General features: G+C 41.7%; 20 protein-coding genes. 11 read left to right on the top strand and 9 right to left on the bottom strand.

The annotated features are described in order from the left end of the window. Nucleotides 1-8: 8 nt before the first annotated feature. Both GWK51_RS01545 and GWK51_RS01540 read right to left on the bottom strand, forming a co-directional pair. Nucleotides 9-797 carry a DUF2071 domain-containing protein gene (locus GWK51_RS01545; RefSeq protein WP_161932402.1) on the bottom strand — a complete coding sequence of 263 codons (789 nt, stop codon included), beginning with the start codon at nucleotides 795-797 and terminating at the stop codon, nucleotides 9-11. A 149-nt stretch (nucleotides 798-946) separates the two neighbouring features. Next, the gene (locus GWK51_RS01540) at nucleotides 947-1786 is read right to left on the bottom strand and encodes a hypothetical protein (RefSeq protein WP_161932401.1); all 840 of its coding nucleotides are present in this window, start codon (nucleotides 1784-1786) and stop codon (nucleotides 947-949) included. Between the two features lie 260 nt (nucleotides 1787-2046). Between GWK51_RS01540 and GWK51_RS01535 the strand changes: the two genes are divergently transcribed. Further along, nucleotides 2047-2613: a TetR/AcrR family transcriptional regulator gene (locus tag GWK51_RS01535; protein WP_100241605.1), complete on the top strand. Its 567-nt coding sequence runs from the start codon at nucleotides 2047-2049 to the stop codon at nucleotides 2611-2613. Nucleotides 2614-3066: 453 nt separating this feature from the next. Here the strand turns inward: GWK51_RS01535 and GWK51_RS01530 are convergent, their stop codons facing one another. Beyond that, nucleotides 3067-3846: a ferredoxin--NADP reductase gene (locus tag GWK51_RS01530; RefSeq protein ID WP_100241604.1), complete on the bottom strand. Its 780-nt coding sequence runs from the start codon at nucleotides 3844-3846 to the stop codon at nucleotides 3067-3069. A 105-nt stretch (nucleotides 3847-3951) separates the two neighbouring features. Here GWK51_RS01530 and tsaA point away from each other — a divergent pair, with 105 nt between their 5' ends. Next, a complete protein-coding gene (gene tsaA, locus GWK51_RS01525; protein WP_161932400.1) occupies nucleotides 3952-4680 on the top strand; it encodes a tRNA (N6-threonylcarbamoyladenosine(37)-N6)-methyltransferase TrmO in 729 nt (242 codons plus the stop codon). Here tsaA and GWK51_RS01520 read toward each other — a convergent pair. Together GWK51_RS01520 and GWK51_RS01515 are read right to left on the bottom strand one after the other, a co-directional pair. Beyond that, nucleotides 4666-5598 carry a sensor domain-containing diguanylate cyclase gene (locus GWK51_RS01520; RefSeq protein WP_161932399.1) on the bottom strand — a complete coding sequence of 311 codons (933 nt, stop codon included), beginning with the start codon at nucleotides 5596-5598 and terminating at the stop codon, nucleotides 4666-4668. The genes tsaA and GWK51_RS01520 overlap by 15 nt on opposite strands. 252 nt (nucleotides 5599-5850) lie before the next feature. Then, a complete protein-coding gene (locus GWK51_RS01515; protein WP_100241601.1) occupies nucleotides 5851-7110 on the bottom strand; it encodes an MgtC/SapB family protein in 1260 nt (419 codons plus the stop codon). Nucleotides 7111-7361: 251 nt separating this feature from the next. Here GWK51_RS01515 and GWK51_RS01510 point away from each other — a divergent pair, with 251 nt between their 5' ends. The 4 genes from GWK51_RS01510 to GWK51_RS01495 all read left to right on the top strand — a co-directional run bounded on the left by GWK51_RS01510 (nucleotide 7362) and on the right by GWK51_RS01495 (nucleotide 11775). Beyond that, entirely contained in the window at nucleotides 7362-9119 is a 1758-nt protein-coding gene (locus GWK51_RS01510; protein WP_142769101.1) for a GspE/PulE family protein, read from the top strand. A 190-nt stretch (nucleotides 9120-9309) separates the two neighbouring features. Further along, nucleotides 9310-9672 (top strand): NirD/YgiW/YdeI family stress tolerance protein, encoded by a 363-nt coding sequence (locus GWK51_RS01505; protein WP_161932398.1) that lies wholly within the window; start codon nucleotides 9310-9312, stop codon nucleotides 9670-9672. A gap of 99 nt (nucleotides 9673-9771) precedes the next feature. Further along, nucleotides 9772-10437, top strand: a complete 666-nt coding sequence (locus tag GWK51_RS01500; protein ID WP_161932397.1) for a response regulator transcription factor — start codon at nucleotides 9772-9774, stop codon at nucleotides 10435-10437. Beyond that, nucleotides 10438-11775, top strand: coding sequence for a sensor histidine kinase (locus tag GWK51_RS01495; protein WP_161932396.1), 1338 nt, complete (start codon nucleotides 10438-10440; stop codon nucleotides 11773-11775). A 111-nt stretch (nucleotides 11776-11886) separates the two neighbouring features. Here GWK51_RS01495 and hemP read toward each other — a convergent pair whose 3' ends face one another. Continuing rightward, entirely contained in the window at nucleotides 11887-12057 is a 171-nt protein-coding gene (hemP, locus tag GWK51_RS01490) for a hemin uptake protein HemP (protein WP_100241596.1), read from the bottom strand. A 141-nt stretch (nucleotides 12058-12198) separates the two neighbouring features. Here hemP and GWK51_RS01485 point away from each other — a divergent pair, with 141 nt between their 5' ends. Then, nucleotides 12199-13098, top strand: coding sequence for a thiamine phosphate synthase (locus tag GWK51_RS01485; RefSeq protein ID WP_161932395.1), 900 nt, complete (start codon nucleotides 12199-12201; stop codon nucleotides 13096-13098). A 39-nt stretch (nucleotides 13099-13137) separates the two neighbouring features. Here the strand turns inward: GWK51_RS01485 and GWK51_RS01480 are convergent, their stop codons facing one another. Further along, nucleotides 13138-13686 (bottom strand): tetratricopeptide repeat protein, encoded by a 549-nt coding sequence (locus tag GWK51_RS01480; protein ID WP_161932394.1) that lies wholly within the window; start codon nucleotides 13684-13686, stop codon nucleotides 13138-13140. A 16-nt stretch (nucleotides 13687-13702) separates the two neighbouring features. After that, on the bottom strand, nucleotides 13703-16102 hold the full coding sequence (gene mrcB, locus GWK51_RS01475; protein WP_161932393.1) for a penicillin-binding protein 1B: 2400 nt from the start codon (nucleotides 16100-16102) through the stop codon (nucleotides 13703-13705). 189 nt (nucleotides 16103-16291) lie between these two features. On the opposite strand from mrcB, the gene GWK51_RS01470 reads away from it, so the two are divergent. Both GWK51_RS01470 and GWK51_RS01465 read left to right on the top strand, forming a co-directional pair. Then, nucleotides 16292-17197 carry an NAD(+) kinase gene (locus GWK51_RS01470; RefSeq protein WP_100241592.1) on the top strand — a complete coding sequence of 302 codons (906 nt, stop codon included), beginning with the start codon at nucleotides 16292-16294 and terminating at the stop codon, nucleotides 17195-17197. A 2-nt stretch (nucleotides 17198-17199) separates the two neighbouring features. Continuing rightward, nucleotides 17200-17472 carry a YeaC family protein gene (locus tag GWK51_RS01465; protein ID WP_142769094.1) on the top strand — a complete coding sequence of 91 codons (273 nt, stop codon included), beginning with the start codon at nucleotides 17200-17202 and terminating at the stop codon, nucleotides 17470-17472. 103 nt (nucleotides 17473-17575) lie between these two features. On the opposite strand, the gene GWK51_RS01460 is transcribed toward GWK51_RS01465, so the two are convergent. Then, complete coding sequence (locus GWK51_RS01460) at nucleotides 17576-18571, bottom strand: glycosyl transferase family protein (protein ID WP_161932392.1); 996 nt, start codon at nucleotides 18569-18571, stop codon at nucleotides 17576-17578. A gap of 445 nt (nucleotides 18572-19016) precedes the next feature. On the opposite strand from GWK51_RS01460, the gene GWK51_RS01455 reads away from it, so the two are divergent. Together GWK51_RS01455 and GWK51_RS01450 are read left to right on the top strand one after the other, a co-directional pair. Beyond that, nucleotides 19017-20363, top strand: a complete 1347-nt coding sequence (locus GWK51_RS01455; protein ID WP_100241589.1) for a dicarboxylate/amino acid:cation symporter — start codon at nucleotides 19017-19019, stop codon at nucleotides 20361-20363. A gap of 159 nt (nucleotides 20364-20522) precedes the next feature. Beyond that, the gene (locus GWK51_RS01450) at nucleotides 20523-21665 is read left to right on the top strand and encodes an acyl-CoA dehydrogenase family protein (protein WP_161932391.1); all 1143 of its coding nucleotides are present in this window, start codon (nucleotides 20523-20525) and stop codon (nucleotides 21663-21665) included. Nucleotides 21666-21692 lie beyond the last annotated feature (27 nt).

The raw sequence follows: 21692 nt of genomic DNA, 5'->3' as shown, positions 1-21692 counted from the left end.
TCTCTTTTTTACCGAATGACTTGTGGTGGAAGATAGATCGTAAATTCATTCATGGGCTCAACCAGTACACTGTACGGGGTCAACTGATCTTTGAAGGAAACTAAATTCAGTCGATCCAGCAAGTCAAATTTGGCATGTAGTAGTTGTGCTGGTTTGAGCTGTAATTGGTCATGCCAAACTCGATAGGTGCCCAGTTGCCCATCTCGACGGTAATAAAAGCCTGCCAAAGGATGCGTTAAAAACACCAAATAACTTTCTAAATCTGGGAAGCCTGTATATTGCCATGCATCCTGCTTGGATTGGCGAAGCTCTAACTCCGCATTTGCCCATGCCGATTGGGTTTGCATCTTATAGCGTTGATAGTAACCTTCAGCATCTTGCTCGCAATCAAAATTGAACACAGCAGCATGCCAAGGCAATTGCCACAGTAATCTTGGCACAATTAACGTCCATGAATCCAAGGTCGTGCCTAAAAACCAAACGCAACGTTCTAGTGTCTGCTGATCAATCACATAAACGCGATAATTGGTTTGTCCCATGCTGAACTTGGGAAAGGGGTAAACTGCAGAAGTAAAATCCACATCAATAAAAGGCACCACAGACATCAGCGCCTGTTCTTTACCTTGATATTGAATCGTGTCTAATTTAAATCTTGGCGGAATAATCTGTGCAAAGCGTTCAGGGTCAAGTGCATAAGTAATTAACGCGAAATGTTGCAATTTACATTGCACATCGATGCCCGTTGGTTGTGGGCGTGGATGTAAAAAATCTTCAAATTTTAATTGTGGGAAAGTCATTGAGTCTTGGGCTAAGTTTTTAATTCTGAATCTTATAGTACGTAAAGCCACAGAATTCGTATAGAACAGAATTGTGAAAAGAAATGAATCACTTATAAGGCGAGGCGAGAAATAGCGCTTATGCTCTATTCAAAAATATTGGCTTGAGATTAAGCGTTTAAACTATTCATTTTTTGCCAGAATTGCATCCAAAGATCGAGGTATTCTTGCACCAGTGCTTGATAGTCTTTTCTATGCTGAGTTTGATAGCTTTGCGTTAATAGAGCCCAGATATCATCTTCATGATTGTCGTCATTGGCTAGTTTGTCGGAGTGATCGACGATGCCGTGGCAAGCATAATAGCCTTCGCTAAAACGTGGATCGTATTTTTCCAAATTAATACGCAGCGCTTCGCTATAGTGAATTACTTGTAATTCTGCACACGCCAAAATTAACAGTAAATTGTCGTATGAGTCTAAATGTGACTGAATAAATTGATTGAGTGCATACGCCTCAGGGCATACCGCTTGTTCATTTAACGGATCAATCTCTAATGCTTGCAGTAAATCCATAAAATACACGAGGTGTGATTTGCTGGGCGAACTTAAGGCTAACTCAAAAGTATTAAAACCCAATTCATCAATCAAATTCAGCGAGAGTAAGTAGCGCGCATGTGCTTTGGCATGGACGCGTTGATGTTGATGAATATTAGGATGTTGTTCCAGCTGATGCGTTTGATAAATCAGCATGCTCAAGGCATCGGTAAAGACTTTCACAATGGCAGCAAAATAGTTGATATGAATCAGCTTGAGCTGTTCGAGTGACAGTGCTTGTTGGTGTAAACGCTCCATTATTGGAAGCTGGAACAGTGCATGCTGAATACTTTGTTGTTTGAGTGCACTCACTTGCTCGACATGCTGCACCCATGATGCGTGTTCAACAGATTGTCGGATAAAATTTAAAGCTTCCAACCGTGCATTTTCAGATTGGGTAAAAGCAAGTGTACTCATGAGAGAGAGTTCAGATTTTAATAAATTTAATCATATTAAAAAAAAATTAAATACGCTATAAAGATTTATGAGTACAGCTTCACTATTATCTTTTTTTTATTATATAATAGGCACATATGAAACATTGTGTATGAGTTTAATCTTCGGATTCAAATAATGATATAATATTACTCAACAGTTTCATTTTTTAAAAAAGATGCCCCTTTTTTACTCCATTTTGACCCACTTCTGCTTAAAGATAAGTTTGGTAGGTAAATAGCATGTCCAAAAAAGACGACATTATTAGTACTGCGCTTCATCTTTTTAATTCTTATAGCTATAACTCGATTGGAATCGATCGAATTATTAGTGAGTCGGGTGTCGCTAAAATGACATTCTACAAATATTTTCCGTCCAAGGCGAAACTCATTGAAGAGTGCTTACACCGTAGAAATATGAACTTACAAGAATCTTTAGATGCAGCAATAGCTCAGTGTCCAGCTGAGGAATATTTAGACCATATAAAAACTATTTTTTACTGGTATCACGCTTGGTTCCAAATGGACGACTTCAATGGTTGTATGTTCCAGAAAGCCGTTGAGGAAGTGTCCAAGGTTTATCCTTCGACCATGCAGCCAGCGATGGAATATAAAGAATGGTTAACTGAACGTATGCGTTTTGCGTTGGAAAAATTGGGGGTGTCTCAGCCATTTCAATTAGCCACAATGTTAGCCAGCATTTTAGATGGCATGACCATTCAGGCGCAAATGGACAAGGGCATGGTCAAAATTGATGAATACTGGAAACGTGTGTACAAACTGATCCAGTTAGAGTTAATGGGCGATTAATATTTGCCATGTAATTCAGATTGTATTAATTGAATCGCATGACAAATAAAAAAGCGTGAATACCAATAATGGTATTCACGCCTCGCTGATAGTTCCCTGATATTAATATTTTAGCCGGCCCCGAGCAGAAGCTGTCTAAAATATTAATGTTGTAGAGGAGCTTAAACTCCTTCTTGTGTCATTTATTATAATTATTATAAAGTACCCTCTGGATTGATTATAAATAACATCAGCTCAATAAAGACGGACTTTAAAACTAGACAGACCTGTCTGTTTGTGAGATCGATTATAGGTTTTTTTGTTGTTTGGTACAACTCTTTTAAGTCGCTTTGTCGTATTTTCTGACAAATCCTTGCTCTTTAGGTTAAAAAATAAGCAAATTAAGGGAAAATTAAATAGTTGAAATATAAAAAAAACCGAGGGAATCCCTCGGTTTTAATCTACTTTTGCAAATTACTTCTCAACAAAAGCACGTTCAATCACGTAATCACCGAGCTCACCCATACGTGGTGATTCTTTTAAGCCATGCTGGTCAAGTAGAGCAGCAACATCTTTTAAGAATGCAGGGCTACCGCAAAGCATTGCACGGTCATTTTCAGGGTTGAAACGTGGCAAGCCGATTTTTTCGAAGATCTCACCAGACTCAATTGCTGTCGTAACACGACCTTGGTTTGGATATTCTTCACGTGTTACCGTTGGGTAATATACCAACTTGTCTTTAATCCCTAATTCTTCGAAGAATTCATTGTTTGGAAGTTCATCTAAAATGAGGTCTTGGTAAGCCAATTCAGAGATGAAACGCGTGCCATGCACAACAATTACTTTTTCAAAGCGTTCATATGTTTCTGGATCACGAATGGTTGCCAAGAATGGAGCAAGACCAGTACCAGAAGAAAGTAGGTATAGGTTTTTACCTGGGTTCAAATCATCAAGTACTAAAGTACCTGTAGGTTTTTTAGAAACAAGAAGTTCATCACCCACTTTTACTTTTTGTAAGATTGAAGTTAAAGGACCATCTGGCACTTTAATTGAGAAAAACTCGAGTTCTTCTTCGTAATTTGCACTTGCAATAGAATAAGCACGCATGAGTGGCTTACCATTGACTTCAAGACCAATCATCACAAATTGACCATTTTTAAAACGTAATGCGGTATCACGCGTCGTCTTAAAACTGAACAGTGTGTCATTCCAGTGGTGTACGTGAGTAATCTTTTCGACGTTAAAAGCAGCCATGAAAGGTCTCAATAAATTATCAAATTAGAACAGCTTGCTATTCTAATCTAAAATCATTCTCGATAAACTGAATATATTTAATTGAACTTATCAGAAAAAGTGATTATGTCTGAAATTCAGCTTCCAATTATTGGAATTATGCACTCGCCATATCAGGAAAAATTTGGAATTCCGCGACAACCCAATCTGGTTCAAGTGCAGTCCTATATAGAAATGCAGCCACCATACAATGATTTAGCTGCCTTTGAGGGAATTGAAGAGTTCAGTCATCTCTGGTTAGTGTGGCAATTTCATGACAATAAAAATCAGCAGAAAAAAGATCAGTTTCGTGCTCAAGTTCGTCCGCCGCGTTTAGGCGGAAATAAAAAAATAGGGGTGTTTGCGACACGCAGTATGTATCGACCTGCACCCATTGGTCTTTCAGTGGTACAACTCAAAGCAGTAAAAAAAGAGGGCAAGTCGGTACGGGTGTATGTCACTGGCAGTGATTTGCTCGATGGCACACCAATTTTGGATATTAAGCCCTATATTCAGTATTCAGATGCCGTAATCAGTGCAGAAAGTGGTTATGCACAGCAAGAACCGCAGCGGATGAAGGTACACTGGTCGGAACAGGCAATGACGGACCAACAACAGTTGCTCGCAACGCAGCAGACGACTTTGCAGAGTATTCAAGAACTGGAGCAGGTGTTGTCACTGGACCCGCGTCCTGCATATCAGGAAGACAGTGAACGTATTTATAAAATGAAATTTGCAGGTTTAGATGTCAGTTTTGTGATTCAAGGGCTGACTCTAGAAGTGATTGCTTTAGAGCCGATCCTAAATACGTTGTAATTTGTCTTGGTACATATTCTTGTCGGCTTGCAAACATGCTGCAACAATACCATCGCTAGGATCACGTAAGGCAAAACCAATTGCGGCACTAATTTGCTTGGCGTTTAAATTTTCTATGATGCGGGCGAGGTGTGCTTCGGATGCTTCGAGGTCATTTTCAACCGTTAAAATGGCAAACTCGTCACCGCCAAGGCGGGCAATAATGTCGGTATTGCGGCAGCTTTCTGTTAATGTGATAGCGGTCTGTCGAATCAATTGATCACCCGCAGCGTGACCATGCACATCATTCATGAATTTTAAATCGTTGAGATCGAGCATAAACACGCTGGCATGATGCCCATACAACTGACAGCGTTCTTCTTCAGCCAGTACAAATTGATCCCACGCGCGGCGGTTATATAGCCCTGTTAAGGGGTCACGCAGCGCTTCGGCTTGTAAACGCTCATTTTTACGGGTTTGTTCAATTTCGCGTAGTTCAGTCTGTAAAATTTGACTCAGTAAATCGCCCAGTAGTTCAATGAGGTTTTGTTCGTCTTTTAAGCTTTCTGATTTAGGTTCTGGATTTATGGCACAGAGTGTGCCAAATAAACTGCCATCTTCTTTGGTTAGTGCTTGACCAATATAGGCTTTAATTTGAAGTTGTTGTGCAATTGGGGCTTGGCAATAGGCAGGGATGTCTTCAGAAATAGGCGCAATTTTAGGTCCATTACCCTGTACCATCTGCGAACAAAACGAATCTGTCCAGTGAAAGACTTGCCCTGCTTGGACGTCATAGCCATGGCTTTCGGTTTGCAAAATAATCCAGTCTTCACCCTCAACACGGGTAATCATCCATAAATCAAAACCAAAGCGCTGATGTAAAAATTTTAAGACCGCTTGTCCTGCATCATGAAAACTTTTGAAACCCATGTCGGTCATTGCACGAACCTTTGACTACAGAAATTGAGGATGGAATTAGGTTGTTATTCTAAATGATTCTTAATTATTAATTGGTGATCGAACTGAATAACTCACAAATAATTTTGTATCAAATGTGATTTAAATCATATTTATAAGAATTAATGCAGCTTAGTTGATTATGGTGTCATTTTGATGAAATAAAGCAGCTTGCTGATGCTCTAAAAGAGAACAAATTTTAAACTGAATGTATTATTTAGGTTTTATTCAGTGCTAACGGATGAGCCACCATAACGAAGCAACAAACACCAGCATATGTAAAATTTGTGCAGGGGCAAATGCGAATGCATATTTGCTGCCCCCTGTGAGTGCGGCATTTACTGATTTAGCAATCGCATGTGCAGCCATCCCTAAAATCAGGGCGTAGACAAGTGTTGAGTTGTCAGGGCCACCTTGCACCACAATGGCTGCCATAGCGGCATGCAGTTCAAATAATGAAGCCAGTAGAGTGCCAATAATCAAGCCTGCATCGCCCAAGACTAAGCCTAAACCGTAAACAGCCGCCTGAATAATGGTGAGGGTGGCGGCAATAATCGCGGCTTCTTTTAAGCTAAACATACGTCCATCAGGATGTTCAGTTGGTGCTGAGGGTTTGGTTTTTCGCATTAACCAAAGTGCCCAGAGCACTAAAATGGTCATGGCTGCAAATGCAGGGAAAATAATCAGTTTTAACCACGTCAAGCTGATGCCTGCGACAATCAATAAAAGCTGTAACAGGGTTGCCACGCAAGACAATAAGGCAGCACCTGCATTGGGAACAGCTTCTGCACGTCCTGCACGAACTTCCATGCCCAAGCTGGCAATGGTGGCAGTACTCGATACAAAGCCTGAAGCCAGTGCCGAAAGAATCAGGGCATTTTGAGAGGAGAGTAGTCGTTTTGCGATATGTGCAAGTGCTTGCACGGCAAGGATTAAAGCCAGCAGTTTAAGAATGATATGCGGATTAAGAACGGTTCCCCACAGTGGAATATTCGGGGTGAGGGGTAAGGCTATTAAAATAAGCGCGAGCAAGAACAAGCCGTCTCGAAATTCACGTTCCGTGATCCATTGACTGGCAAATCCATGAATGGGATGTTTCAGCATTAAAATGATGGTCAAGATCACCGATAGACCTGCGGCAAATGCTGCATGCCACAAACACAATGCGCCAATAAAATAGGTCATCACAAATGCCAGTTCAGTGGTTATACCTAGATCATCCACTTGGTTTCTAATTGAAAACACGGTAATTGCGCCAATAATCAGAGCACCGACAATGCCCAGCGCAGTGCCAAAAGCAAAACACAGCGCGCCCATCAAGGCACAAATGACAAACGAACGTACTCCTGCAAAGCTACGCGGATTTTCACGTTGTTTGCTGCGTTCACGCTCTAATCCAATCAGCAAGCCGCAACCCAAAGCTGCTGCCATAATGGTCAACAACTCCTGAAAGGAAGCTTGAAGTATGGTCAGATCAAAGAGTGAATTTGGCATACTGTATAAAAACCTTTTAAAGTCCGTGTGGTTTTATTGAATATGTGGATTATTTTTTATGATGCGTATATTGAATAGATTTTCTACTTTATACCACATTTCATGTAAAAACGCTGTGATCACAAAAGTTCATGCTGAGATTTAAATATAAGGATATTAGGGTGTTAATCCTTGTTTGTGCGATGCAAAGCCAATAAACAATGGGCAAATAAAGTCTGTTATAGTGTCGCTAGACATTGAGGCTTAGAACAATGAATTTTAATTTTGAAATTGATACCACATGGTGTTTAGACCAATTATTTAAAGATGGACGCATTGATGAACGCGAGAAATTATTGGTTCAAACCACACATCGCCAAAGAGAGCAACTGAAATGGCACCCTTTACAGTGGATTGCAAATTTTAATTTAAAAGATCAGCTCTATCCTCAAGCAACCTTGTCTCTCAATCGATTAATGCAATGGCTCGCAGATAAATCAACACTGCCTTTATATGTGATAGATCCACTTAAAGCCGATGTCGCTGCATTGACCAATGTCATGTCTCAAGAATTTGCGGTGCGTAACCGAATTCTTGCGGTTGAAGTGAAACCTGATGAGGTTTTAATTGCCACCGATCAACCATATAAAACCGAATGGGTGAGCAATTTAGAACGCAGTCTGCTGCCTAAAAAAATTCAACGGGTATTGCTCAGTCCTGATCAATTACAGCGTTATTTGCTTGAGTACTATCAGGTCAGTCGTGCCGTTTCAAACTCACTGAAGTCAAGTGCATATGACCGTGAAAATAAAGGGGTAGAAGCTTTATTACAATTGGGGGATACCCAAAACCCCGATGCCAATGATCAGCATATTGTGAAACTGGTGGACTGGATTTTACAGTTCGCCTTTGAACAAGGTGCCAGCGATATTCATATGGAACCACGTAAAGATACAGGCAAGGTACGCTTTCGTATCGATGGCGTGCTGCACACCATTTATAACATGCCTGCCAATACGCTCACCGCGGTTATTTCGCGAATCAAAATTTTGGGGCGCATGAATGTCGCAGAAAAACGTAAGCCACAAGATGGTCGTTTAAAAACCCGCACACCGAAAGGTCAGGAAACAGAATTGCGTTTATCCACCTTGCCGACGGCTTTTGGTGAAAAACTGGTGATGCGTATTTTTGACCCAGAAGTATTGGTTCGCAGTTTCGAACAACTGGGTTTTGAAGGCAATTTATTCAATGAGTGGCAAAATCTGACTGCGCATAGTCATGGCATTATTTTGGTTACAGGGCCGACAGGTTCAGGTAAAACCACGACCTTATATTCTTCCATGAAGCAATTGGCAACCGATCAAGTCAATGTCTGTACCATTGAAGACCCGATTGAAATGCTCGAACCGAGCTTTAACCAAATGCAGGTGAATACTGCCATTGATTTAGGTTTTGCTGACGGGGTACGTGCCTTAATGCGTCAAGACCCAGACATTATCATGGTTGGGGAAATCCGTGACCACGATACGGCAAATATGGCAATTCAAGCTGCGCTGACGGGTCACTTGGTGCTCTCGACGTTGCATACCAATGATGCACCTTCGAGTTTAACCCGTTTGCATGATCTTGGCGTTCAACCGTTTTTAACGGCAGCGACCATTCTGGGGGTACTGGCACAGCGTTTGGTACGTAAACTTTGTCCGCATTGTAAGCAAGAAAGCCAGATCAATGAAAATGAGTGGGAACACCTTACATTTGACTACATCATGGAAATGCCTGAAAAAGTGTATAGCGCTGTCGGCTGTGAAGCCTGCCGCCATACAGGTTATAAAGGGCGTGTCGGAATCTACGAATTCATGCCACTCAGCTTAAGTACCAAGCAATTGATTGGCGCCAATGCCAATCTGACTGAATTACGTCAACAAGCGAAAAAAGAAGGTATCGAACCCTTAAGAATTGCAGGCGCACGTAAGGTGATTGCAGGCATGACCACACTTGAAGAAGTACTAAGAGTAGTGCCTTTAAATTAATTCCAGCTTCAACGACAAGTATCAACGTGATGCATTCAGTGGGATGCATCACCCAATTTAACCAATAAACTTGATCTTCATCAGGACTTTAAATTTTCTGAATTGGACGCATCTTATCTTAAGATTCAACTCATGTAGTTCTGTTTTAATCACTTTAAGTAAATCAAGACGTGAATATGAGGGCGAAGTAATGAAACAACTTGCGAAAACAACAGTCATGACACTACTACTCGGTAGCTTGAGTGGTTTTGCGATTGCCAATACCGCTGTGAATCAGCAAGCGATTGCACCTACCCAGACCACAGTCAAGCATGCACTGAGTTTAAAAGATGATACACCCGTGCAATTGAAAGGTTTTGTGGTCAAAGCACTGGGGGATGAGAAATATCAGTTCCAAGATGCGACTGGATCAATCACTGTCGATATTGATGATGAGCTCTGGCGTGGTCAACCAATCTCTGCCAAAACACCTGTCACTATCACGGGTGAGGTCGATATCGATTATCGTCCAGCAAAGCGGGTTGAAATTGATGTGGATAGCATCAAGTTTTAAGTGATTCGTGAATTTCTAAAAGCCACATACATCATGTGGCTTTTGTATTTAGAACCAGATCAAGGCATGTCGAATGCGCCTATACGATGAGAATAGCTGATGCGAATATTATTAGCCGAAGATGATGCTTCTCAAGCTGAGAGTATAAAGGCTTGGTTAGAAATGGATGGGTATAGTGTCGATTGGGTTGATCGTGGTGATTATGCGATCCATGCTGTGGCGCAGCATCACTATGATTGTATTTTGCTGGATCGTGGTTTACCGCAAGCCACTGGTGATGACATCTTAAAATCGATTAGAACAAATCAGCAGGGTGTGCCTGTCATTTTTATTACCGCACGCGACAGTATTCATGACCGTGTTGAAGGGTTAGATTTAGGTGCTAATGATTATTTGGTTAAACCCTTTAGTCTGGAAGAGTTGTCTGCACGGGTGCGGGCACAACTGCGCTTACAGCAACAGGTGTCGATAGGACCGTATTTAACTTTTGCCAATTTGCAGCTCGACCCGCAAGCCAAAGTGGTGCATCAAGATGGACAACTCATCCATCTGACTGCCAAAGAATTCCAGATTTTATTTAAATTAATGCAAAAGCCTGAACATATTGTGACGCGCGAGCAATTGGAAGAATCTCTTTATGCATGGGGCGAAGAAATTGAAAGTAATGCCATCGAGGTGTTTATTTATCAATTGCGCAAGAAGATTGGTGCTCAATATATTAAAACCGTTCGGGGTCTAGGCTATCGAATGAATCAGGAGTCGTAAATGTCGAGCAAGGCGATTTCACTCCAACAGAAGTTAGTGAAAACTTCGGTACTCAGTTCAGTGGCAGCAGGTTTAATTGCTTTTATTTTACTGGTCGGCATCGCCCTGTATCAAAGCATGAATCTGCAAGATGAGCTGATGGATGAAATTGCCGATGCATTACTGATCGGAGATCAGCAAGCCTCAAATCAGTCGCAAATTACGCAATTGAGTGAAGAGTTTGATCTGCAATATCAGTTGCTGCATCAACAGCAACTACTGGCACAGTCGGAAAACTTTGACCTAGCACCTGTGGTTGATGTGACACAGCAACAGCATGATCATTTTGATTATGTCTGGTATCAACAGCAGTTTTGGCGCAGTTACCAGACCTCAAATTTAGAAACGGATATGCAGGTGGTAATTTATCAGCCGCTTAAAGTTCGCTTTGAAGAAGTGCTGAGTAGTTTTCTGATTTATGCAGTGTTGTTAATTGTGCTATGGTTGTTGCAGTGGCTGTTTGCTTATTTTGCCATTGGGCGTCAATTTAAAGTCATGCAGATTTTGTCGCAAAAAATATCCAATAAAAGTGCGCAAGATTTAAGTCCGATTCAGAGCACTCAGCCTGAAATTAAAGAATTACAGCCGATTGTTTCGCAGCTGAATCAATTATTAAGTCGTTTACAGCAGTCATTGCTGGCAGAACAACGCTTTACCGCAGATGCTTCCCATGAATTACGTTCACCACTTTCGGCAATTCAATTGCGCTTGCAGGTGTTACAACGAAAATATCAAGATCAGCCACACTTTACCCAAGAATTACAATTGATTCAGCAAGATGTGAGTCGCGGTACGCAAGTGCTGGAGAATTTACTATTACTGGCCCGACTGGACCCAACGGAAACCGCAGACTTACCGAAATCCCGACTGGATTTAAGCGAATTGGCAATGCAGGTATGGAACAGTCTGGAGATCTTCAGGCAGCAAAAACAGGTTATGCTTAAGACGCAATTGGAATCTGTACAGATTGAGGTCAATCCTGAACTTATGGCAACCTGTTTACGTAATCTTTTGGACAATGCTATTCGTTATAGCCCATCACATGGAACGATATATTTAACTGTTGGAATAAGACAACAACAGATCTATCTACACTTAGAAAATGAAGGGCAGGGTCTGGATCAAGCATTAATCTCGCGTCTAGGCGAGCGTTTTTATCGGGCTTTGGGCAGTCAAACCACGGGTTCGGGTTTAGGCTTATCCATTTGTAAAAAGATTATGCAATTGCATCAAGCAGACATGAAGTTTTCAGCTTCTGGTTATGGGGGTTTAAAAGTCGAACTTTATTTTAGAAAATAGGGTAATTCGCTTACTAAGTTATCTTTATTTTATTTCAGCTTCAGTTAAAAAAGCAGTACGCGCTGACATACTGCTAGTTCCCACGTTTGTTATTATCGCTTGGTTTTATTTTTATTTCGTGAGAATAAGGCGATTATTCCGAGTTAAACGCAGACGGTATTCTTCACCTGCATGCATGATGCGAATTTCGCGTCCAAGGGCAAAAAGATTATTTGAATGTAGCATTGGCAGGGCATGTGCTGATTCAGTATTACGGGTAAAAAGGCTAAAAGGTGCGTTCATTTTTTGTTGACTCCGTGGTGTATTCTTGAGTGATTTAAATGATAATCATTATCGAATAGATCTGTCAACGGGAATTTTTGCAATTTATAAAAAAACTAAATTTACTTACACTGATACCACTTTAAAGTGATGGAACTCTCTATGTCCAAGCCGAACATTCATGTCGCAATTGCCTTATTACTGCATCAAAATAAAGTCTTGGTGGGGTGGCGTGGTGCCGAACAACATCAGGGCAATAAACACGAGTTTCCAGGTGGTAAGGTTGAAGAAAATGAAACGCCTTTAGAGGCTTGCCGCCGTGAGGTTTTTGAAGAAGTTGGCGTTGGACTTAAAGACTGGCATGCCTTTGATGTGATTTGTCATGAATATGATGATGTGGTGGTCAATCTGCATTTATTTCATGCGGTTGTACCCGCAGAGTTATTAAATGAAATCCAGCAACCGTGGACATGGTACAGCAGAGCAGAATTGCTGAATCTGAACTTTCCCAAAGCTAATTATAGTATTTTGCAACGTCTGTATTGGCCGACTCAAATTAAAATTTCTGAGCATTTGGCTGATCTTGAGCAACTTAAACCGCAACAGTTATTGTATTGGAGAGTGGAGCATCAGGCGGCTGATGTAGAAACTTTGGAACAATTACCAACCGAGCTTGCTGCCAATTTAATTATCAACTTTAAAGCATGGCAACAACTGACTGTTCCAATGCAGAAGAAGGTGGCGGCTGTGCATTTAAAGCAGCAGCAGTTGATGGCATTCAAGCGAGGCGATTTGCCCGTAGGTGTGCGCGTTATCGCCGCGTGTCATGATTTGGTGGCCATGCAACATGCACAGGACATTGGTTGTGATGCGATGATATTAAGTCCTGTATTGGCAACTGCAACTCACCCAGACGTAGTTCCTCTTGGTTGGGCACGTTTTCAAGAATATGCACAGCAGGTCGAGATTCCCGTGTTTGCCTTAGGCGGCATGCAGGCAGCGTATTTACACGAGGCGCAGTCTCATCATGCTTATGGGATTGCAGGCATTCGATTTATTTAATGCAATGCAGTAAGCAGACAAAGTTGGCGGGGCAGTGCATTAAAGTGACTTTAATGCCTGCTGAGCTTGTTGAACGGTTTTCGGGTTGTTTTGCTTTTGACCTGCTTTGGCAATCGCGAGCCAAAGTTGCTTTTTCATGGCTGGGGTTTGCGCATAGCTTAAACCACGTCGTGCCAAGGCTTCTGTATTGGCAGGCTGATTTTTCTGATTGGCAACGAGAGCCAAAAACAAATAGGTTTCAGCCGCTTGAGGTGCGATACGTTGTGCACGTATTGCAGCGGCTTCAGCATCGTTCCAGCGCCCTTGTTGATACGCTGTTTGAGTTTGTTTCATCAGCTGTTTAAATGCTGGAAGAGAACGTCCATCTTCAAATTTTTGCTGTGGTTTTTGCTCAGGCACAACCACTTGCAATTTCTGCCGCTTAATCTCGGCTTGCTCATACGGTGTAACCACCACACCAGAAGATTTTGAGGGTTCAGCTTTGGGCTTCTCTGTTGTTTCGGCAGGTTGAGCACTTTCAGGTTTTGGTAGGCTTTGACAGCCGACCAAAGCCAGAACAGCAGCAGAAAATAGAAAGAGTCTCAGCATAAGCAATCAATCGTCCTTAGTTGGCATAACTTCCGCTGGAAATGACACGCCCTGAATTTTGATCCAAGTCATTTTGCATGTCATTTTCACTTTCGCGAATATAGTTGTCCATACTATCGGGTTGAGCCGATGGGTTCTGATTCATTTCCGTATCAGGTGTGTAAACTGGTTCCACTTGGTAGTGAGGAAAGCCGCATGCTGTAGCACGACGTGGTACAGCACTCCTTAATAACGGTATATACAATGCACCTTCACAACCCTGAGCCGATAAGTTGCCAGAGCCACTATCGATCCATTGCCATTGCACATCGTCGGTTTGACGTAAATTTACTGGCTTTTGACGTAATTGGCTCATTACGTTGGTCCATACAGGCAATGCACCTGAAGAACCCGTGAGTCCTGTGACTTTGTTGTCATCCAGACCCAGCCAAACAACACTGAGATAATTACCTGAGTAACCAGCGAACCATGAGTCGCGGGTATCATTGGTGGTTCCAGATTTACCCGCAAGTTTGAGTGAACTTGGCAAGGTATTGTAAGCAGAACGCCCTGTACCTGAATTCATCACCTGTTGTAAACCATAATTCACAATATAGGCAGCCGCAGGGTCAATGGTTTGTTGAACGGTTAAACTATAACGTTCCAACACACGACCATTTGAATCAACCACAGAACGGATCGACTTGATTGGATATTTAAAGCCACCTGTCGCAAAGTTGCCGTAAATACTCATGACTTCCATTGGCGACATATCAACCGCGCCCAAGAAAATGGAAGGGTAGGTCGGAATGTTGGAAGTCACACCAAATTTTTTCAGATGGTTACTAAAGGTCGAAACACCGAATTCTTGTCCTAGACGCACCGCAGACAGATTATAGGAGTTGGATAAAGCTTGTACCATCGGGACGACACCATGTTCGCCACCACTATAGTTTTTCGGTGTCCAAGATTTACCCTCACTTGGAATGCTGATGTAACTGTCTTGGATCGGGCTTGCCCAGTTATAACGTCCAGACTCAATCGCACTGAGATAAATAACTGGTTTCAGCAATGAACCAACTTGGCGTTTAGCATCAATCGCGCGGTTAAAGCCAGTAAAGTCTTGAGTTGAACCAACCGCCGCAACCAATTCACCATTTTCAGGATGCGAAACCAGTACAGCACCTTGTAAATCATTTAAGCGTTTTGGATTATTTTTGGTTAAGCGTTCAACCGAACTCTTAAAAGCAGTTTGAATATTGGTTTGCGCTACTGGATCAAGTGTAGTGAAGATTTTTAACCCTTGGTTGGTTAAATCAGATTCTTGATATTCGGTGCGTAATTGACGACGCACAATGTCAAGAAAATCTGGGAAACGCGCAGGCCCTAGAGTTGGTTTGGCTAACACATTCAGTGGTCGTGCAATTTCACGTTCATATTGTTCCTGAGTTAAATAACCCATCACCAACATGTTGTTCAATACGATATCACGACGCTTTTTCGCACCTTCAGGGTTACGCCACGGATTGAATAAGGATGGGCCTTGAACCAAGCCGACCAAATAGGCTTGTTGCGAAATATTCAATTCACGTAAAGGTAAGCCAAAATAGAACTGCGAAGCCAAACCATAACCATTAATCGAATAGTTACCATTTTGTCCTAAATTCACTTCATTTAAATAAGCTTCAAGAATTTCATCTTTGTCATAATGAAGTTCGACCAATAATGCCATCAGGGCTTCATTGACCTTACGTTTTAAAGTACGCTCTGGGCTTAAGTAGAAGTTTTTCACCAGCTGCTGCGTTAAGGTCGAACCCCCTTGACGCTTACCACCCGTGATATTACTGACCACTGCACGCGCAGTCCCTCGTACCGAAATACCATGATGCTTATAGAAGTTACGGTCTTCCGTTGCAATTAAGGCTTCAATCAGTGGCTTTGGAACATTCGAGAGTTTAATCAGGACGCGGTCTTCATTATGCTGCGGGTAAATACCGCCAATCAATAAAGGTTCTAAACGCGCAATGCCTGTTGATGAAGGCTTGGTCGCACTCACTTCACTAATTTGGTCATTGGCAAAACTGACTTTTAAAACTTGTTCAGGTTCAGCACTATCACCGAAGTCGAAACCACGGGTATGGACATATAAAGTATCCCCCGAGCTGACATAGCTGCCTGATTTTGCATAGCTATCCGCATTTTTATAACCCAATAGCTTGAGTTCCTGATTAAAGTCTTTTTGACTCACAGGAGCATTGGTATAAATTTCTAGTGGGCGAGCAAAAACCTTCGCAGGAATATCCCAGCGCTTACCTTCAAATTTTTCTCTCACGATATTGTCTAGTCGAATCAAGTAGAAACTAAATGCGAGAAAAGTACCAATGACCAATATGGAGAAAATAAGGGCGAATAATCCTATGCCACGTTCAAACTTCATAAAAGGTGATAAGATCCTGATAAATTTTGCTAATCATGCGAAGCTTTTTCTGAATTTGCAATAATAAATCTGTCACAGAAGCAAAAAGCCATACATTTGAATGGGCTAATCAGGTTATTTTTAAGGTTTTTTATTTCAATCGGGTTTAATGGTATGATAGGCCAGAATCCTAGCGGAGCGATCACATAGGTGCAACTTTCACACAAGTCATTTCGGAATATTGGATTAATTGGTCGACCAGACAAATCTTCAGTCGTTGAAACCTTAAGCCTCATTCACGATCATCTTATGAGCATAGGTTTACATCCTGTTTTTGATGCAGAAACAGCCGAGCTTGTTCCTTATAAAAATACACAGACTGTCAGCCGTGCATTATTGGGCGAGGTTGTGGATTTGGTTATTGTCGTTGGAGGGGATGGTTCGTTATTACATGCTGCTCGCTCATTAGTGAAATACAATACCCCTGTGATTGGCGTGAACCGTGGTCGTTTGGGCTTTTTAACAGACATTAAACCGACTGAAGTTATTTTTAAGCTCGATCAAGTTTTGCAGGGCGAGTTCCAGCAAGATCGTCGCTTCCTACTGGAAATGGAAGTGCGTTCAAAAGGCGAAACCATTCATGATGCCATTGCACTGAACGACGTAGTGCTGCATTCGGGTAAATCAGTACATATGATTGACTTCGAGTTGAATATCGACGGTCAATATGTCTATCGCCAACACAGTGATGGTCTGATTGTTTCGACGCCGACAGGTTCAACCGCTTATGCGCTATCGGGTGGTGGACCGATTGTTCATCCGAGTATGGATGCGATTGCCTTGGTTCCAATGCATCCACATACCTTGTCTTCACGTCCAATTGTGGTTGGTGGGCACAGTGAAATTAAGATTTTGATTCGTGAAAATCGCGTTTTACCAATGGTCAGTGCCGATGGTCAACATAGTATTTCACTGAATGTGGGTGATAGTTTGCATATCCGCAAGCATCCATTTAAATTAAACCTATTGCATCCACCTGGTTATGACTTCTATATGGCGTGCCGAACCAAACTGGGTTGGAACCAAGATTTTGATTCATTGCAACAACAGGATTAACTATGAATATTGAACAAATGCTGGCTGTACTCGATCCTGATATTGTTGGTCGTTTAAAAACTGCAGTTGAAATTGGCAAGTGGCCAAATGGTGTAGCATTGACCAAAGAACAGCGCGAAATCTGCATGCAGGCAGTATATGCATGGGAAATGAAAAACCTACCTGAAACTGAGCGCAGTGGTTATATCGATCGCGGTACTAAAGAAGAAGGCGAAGAATGTGATGATGATCATCACAAAAATGAACCAGAATTTAAACCAATCCGTTTCGTTTAAGAACACAAAGTATTCTTCTCAACGGGAAGGAAATAAAAAGGACTCATAATTGAGTCCTTTTTATTTGCTCTCTCATTTTGTCATTACAACGTTGAGATTGAAATTAAAAGCGATTGAGCCAGAGTTCTTTAGCCTTTTGCATTGCAGCAGGATAGCTATCACACACGCCCATGGTATAAAGTGCAATCCCCATGGTTTCAACCACTGCAATTTCACCATATTCATGTGCCTGTTGACCTTCCCATACCGACTTAAATACAGCTAAATCGAGTTCTTCCTCCACAGGGCTTCGGTTATCGGTCAGTTTCGGGAGTTCATGTTCATACAACTCCCCATTTTTGATGCCACAAATCAGGGTTTTGGCATCAGGATTGCGCTCAAATTCTCCACCTTCACCTTTAATCACGGCACTGTTTAAGTAACCTAATTTAAAAGCAGCTTGTTGATGTGAACTACGATAGGCAGGATGGAAAATGGCTTGTAAGGTGGCAGGGGCATTAAACGGATTAATGAGGCGAGCTAGCGTATGAATAGGTGAACGTAAGCCCATGACATTACGCAGCGAGATCAGTTCACTCAGCACAGGTGAGATCACATCTAAAGGCATATAGGCGAACTGACGTTGTTGTAGTTGTTGCTCGACATCAGCTTGGTTTTGACAGATTGGATAACCGAGATATTCCAAGACCTGTTCGGTGTAGACACGGTTTAAGGTATGTCCCGATGCACCATGCATCACAATGCGATAGCCATGATGTGCTAACGTCAGGGCAGCCAATAAAAACCATGGATAATGTTTCCGTTTACCCGCATAGGATGACCAATCTAGATCGACCTGAAGGGGGCTGAAATTGAGAGAGTCGCGTGTTGCTTGTACAAAACCAGCCAATTCATCGACGGATTCTTCTTTAACACGTAACAACATTAAGAAGGCGCCCAATTGCACATCCAGTACTTCATTATTCAAAATCATTTTAAAAGCCTGATAGGCTTCATCATAAGTGAGTGAACGCGCACCATTTTTGCCTTTGCCGACAATACGGACGAATTGAGCAAAGGGGTGCTCAAAATCTTTATATAAATTTCTTTTGGTGTTCATTCGATTTGGTCACTGTGTAATTTAGTGGATCTGGGGAGAAAGGTTTCATCTGATCATAGAAAGATTTCAGCAGAAAAGAAAGAAAAACAGAGTGGTGGGTATAAGACTAATGTCTAATGAAAATTGAATAATATTTAGACAATATGAAAAATTTATGTAGATTTACTGCTCAAAAATTCGGTAGAATTCGTGCGAATAAGGAAGAATGTTAAGTTTTTCTTATTAGTGGTCTTTTCTATCCTATTGAAAATATTCATTTTCAGTAATCAAACTGCGATGGAATCGCGGATATTATTATTTAGTTTAATTAGAAGGTATTAAGCCTAACTTAATACCTATGGCCTTTTGTAGTGATTATAAAAGGAATTTTTAAGGGCTGTGTATTCTTAGGAATAGACGAATATTGGATGTTTCTAGTTCTAGAAACATGTGTAGAAGTAACGCTATGGCTAAAAAACCCATCTATAAATCACTGTATTTTCAAGTGATTGTAGCTATCATTGCAGGTATTCTGGTAGGTCATTTCTCTCCAAGTGGAACCCAGATTGTAAATGGTGCTGAACAATATGTTCCTGGTTTAGGCGAACAGCTCAAACCTTTAGGTGATGCATTTATTCGTTTGATTAAAATGATCATCGCCCCAGTAATTTTCTGTACAGTTGTTAGCGGTATCGCTGGCATGGAAAGCATGAAATCTGTGGGTAAAACGGGTGGTATCGCTCTCCTTTATTTTGAAATCGTTTCTACGGTTGCCTTACTGATTGGTTTATTGGTAATTAACATTGCTAAACCAGGTGTAGGCATGAACATTGACCCTGCATCTTTAGATGTATCGGGTATTTCTAAATACGTAGAATCTGGTCAGTCACAAAGCACTGTCGATTTCTTAATGAATATCATCCCGCATACCGTGGTGGGTGCATTTGCTGAAGGCGAAATTCTTCAAGTCTTGCTATTCGCTATTTTGTTCGGTTTTGCCCTGCATAAATTAGGTGATTCTGGCAAGCCTGTACTGAAACTGATTGACCAAATTTCGCATGTATTCTTCAATATCGTAAATATGATCATGAAGCTTGCGCCAATTGGTGCATTCGGTGCGATGGCATTTACCATTGGTAAATATGGTATTGGTAGCTTAGCGCAATTATTCCAGTTGATTATCTGTTTCTATATCACCTGTTTGTTGTTCATCTTTATTGTATTGGGTTCAATCAGCCGTATCTGTGGTTTCAGTATCCTGAAAATGATTCGTATGATTCGCGAAGAATTATTAATCGTTTTAGGGACTTCTTCTTCAGAATCGGTATTGCCACGTATGTTGAAGAAACTTGAAATTGCAGGTTGTGAAAAATCTGTGGTGGGTCTGGTTATTCCTACAGGTTATTCATTTAACTTAGATGGTACTTCTATTTACCTGACGATGGCTGCGGTCTTTATTGCTCAAGCAACCAATACTCAATTAGATATCTCACACCAAATCACATTGTTGTTGGTGTTGTTGATTTCTTCTAAGGGTGCTGCGGGTGTGACAGGTTCAGGCTTCATTGTGATGGCGGCGACATTGTCTGCTGTAGGTCATATTCCTGTTGCTGGTTTAGCACTGATTTTAGGTATTGACCGTTTCATGTCTGAAGCTCGTGCTTTAACGAACTTGGTGGGTAACTCATTGGCAACGATTGTAGTTGCAAAGTGGGTTGGTCAGCTCGACAAGGAAAAACTAGATTTTGCATTGGCTAACCCTGAAGAGGTAGACAAGCAAATGATGGATGAAGGTAATCAAGCACACGCTTAATCCGATGTGATTGAACAAAAGGAAGCTTCGGCTTCCTTTTTTATTTATTGATTCGAATTGACCTGAAGTTGCCACAAATAAGACACAAGCTGCACATGACAGAAGCAGTGAAATTGCCTAGCATGTCTGCTGAAGATTAAAAACAACTCAGGAAGAATAATGTTAGCTCATGATGCAGATTTGGAACTTTTCAAAGATAATTTTAAACGTTTTATGCAAGAGCATATTGCCCCAGAGTATGAACAATGGGAAAGCCAAGGGATTATGCCGCGCGCCGTATGGAACAAGCTGGGTGAGAATGGCTTTCTGTGTGTAGATGTACCTGAGCAATATGGTGGCTATGGGGTGCCTACACATTACTCGCTCATGTTGGTTGAAGAGTCCGCACGAGCTGGATATGGCGCACTTTCTACAGCCATCTCGTGCCATTCTGAAATTGCTGCGCCTTATATTCTACATATCGGTACTGAGGCGCAGAAGCAGTACTGGTTGCCGAAAATGGTCACAGGTGAAGTAGTTGGGGCTATCGGGATGACCGAGCCTGGTGCAGGTTCAGATTTGCAGGCGATACGCACGACTGCAATTTTGCAGGATGAACATTATCTTCTGAATGGATCAAAAACCTTTATTTCGAATGGGCAGCATGCTGATTTAGTGGTTCTCGCGGTAAAAACAGATCCGCAAGCCCGCGCCAAAGGGGTGTCTTTGCTTTTATTGAATACCCATTTAGATGGCTTTAAAAAGGGCACCAACTTAGACAAGATTGGTTTACATTCGCAAGATACCTCGGAACTTTTCTTTGATAATGTGAAAGTACCCAAGGATCAATTGTTAGGGCAAGCTGGACAAGGCTTTCACTATTTAATGCAAGAGTTACCGCGTGAACGTACGGCAATTGCGGCAACAGCATTAGGTGCAATTCGTGGCGCGATTGATGTCACTACACAATATGTTCAAGAACGTCAGGCTTTTGGGCAAAAGATTGGGCAATTCCAAAATACCCGCTTTGTCTTGGCGCAGGCAAAAATTGATGAACTCGCGACAGCCGCTTTTTATAACCAAAATGTTGAGTTATATATGCAGGGCAAACTGGATGTTGAAACAGCAGCCGCGCTGAAAAGCTTTTCGACCGATATGCAAATGAAAGTCGCAGATCAATTGCTACAATTGTTTGGGGGCTATGGCTACATGACGGAATATTCAATTTCCCGTTTCTTTGTCGATGCACGAATTCAACGAATTTATGGTGGTACCAATGAAATTATGAAAGAAATTATCGCCCGTGGATTACTGGGTCGCTAACTATAAAAGATAGCATTGTAAAAAGAG

This window comes from Acinetobacter kanungonis, assembly GCF_009939195.1.
In the GTDB taxonomy this organism is placed as follows: domain Bacteria; phylum Pseudomonadota; class Gammaproteobacteria; order Pseudomonadales; family Moraxellaceae; genus Acinetobacter; species Acinetobacter kanungonis.
This window is presented reverse-complemented; position numbering and strand designations above follow the sequence as displayed.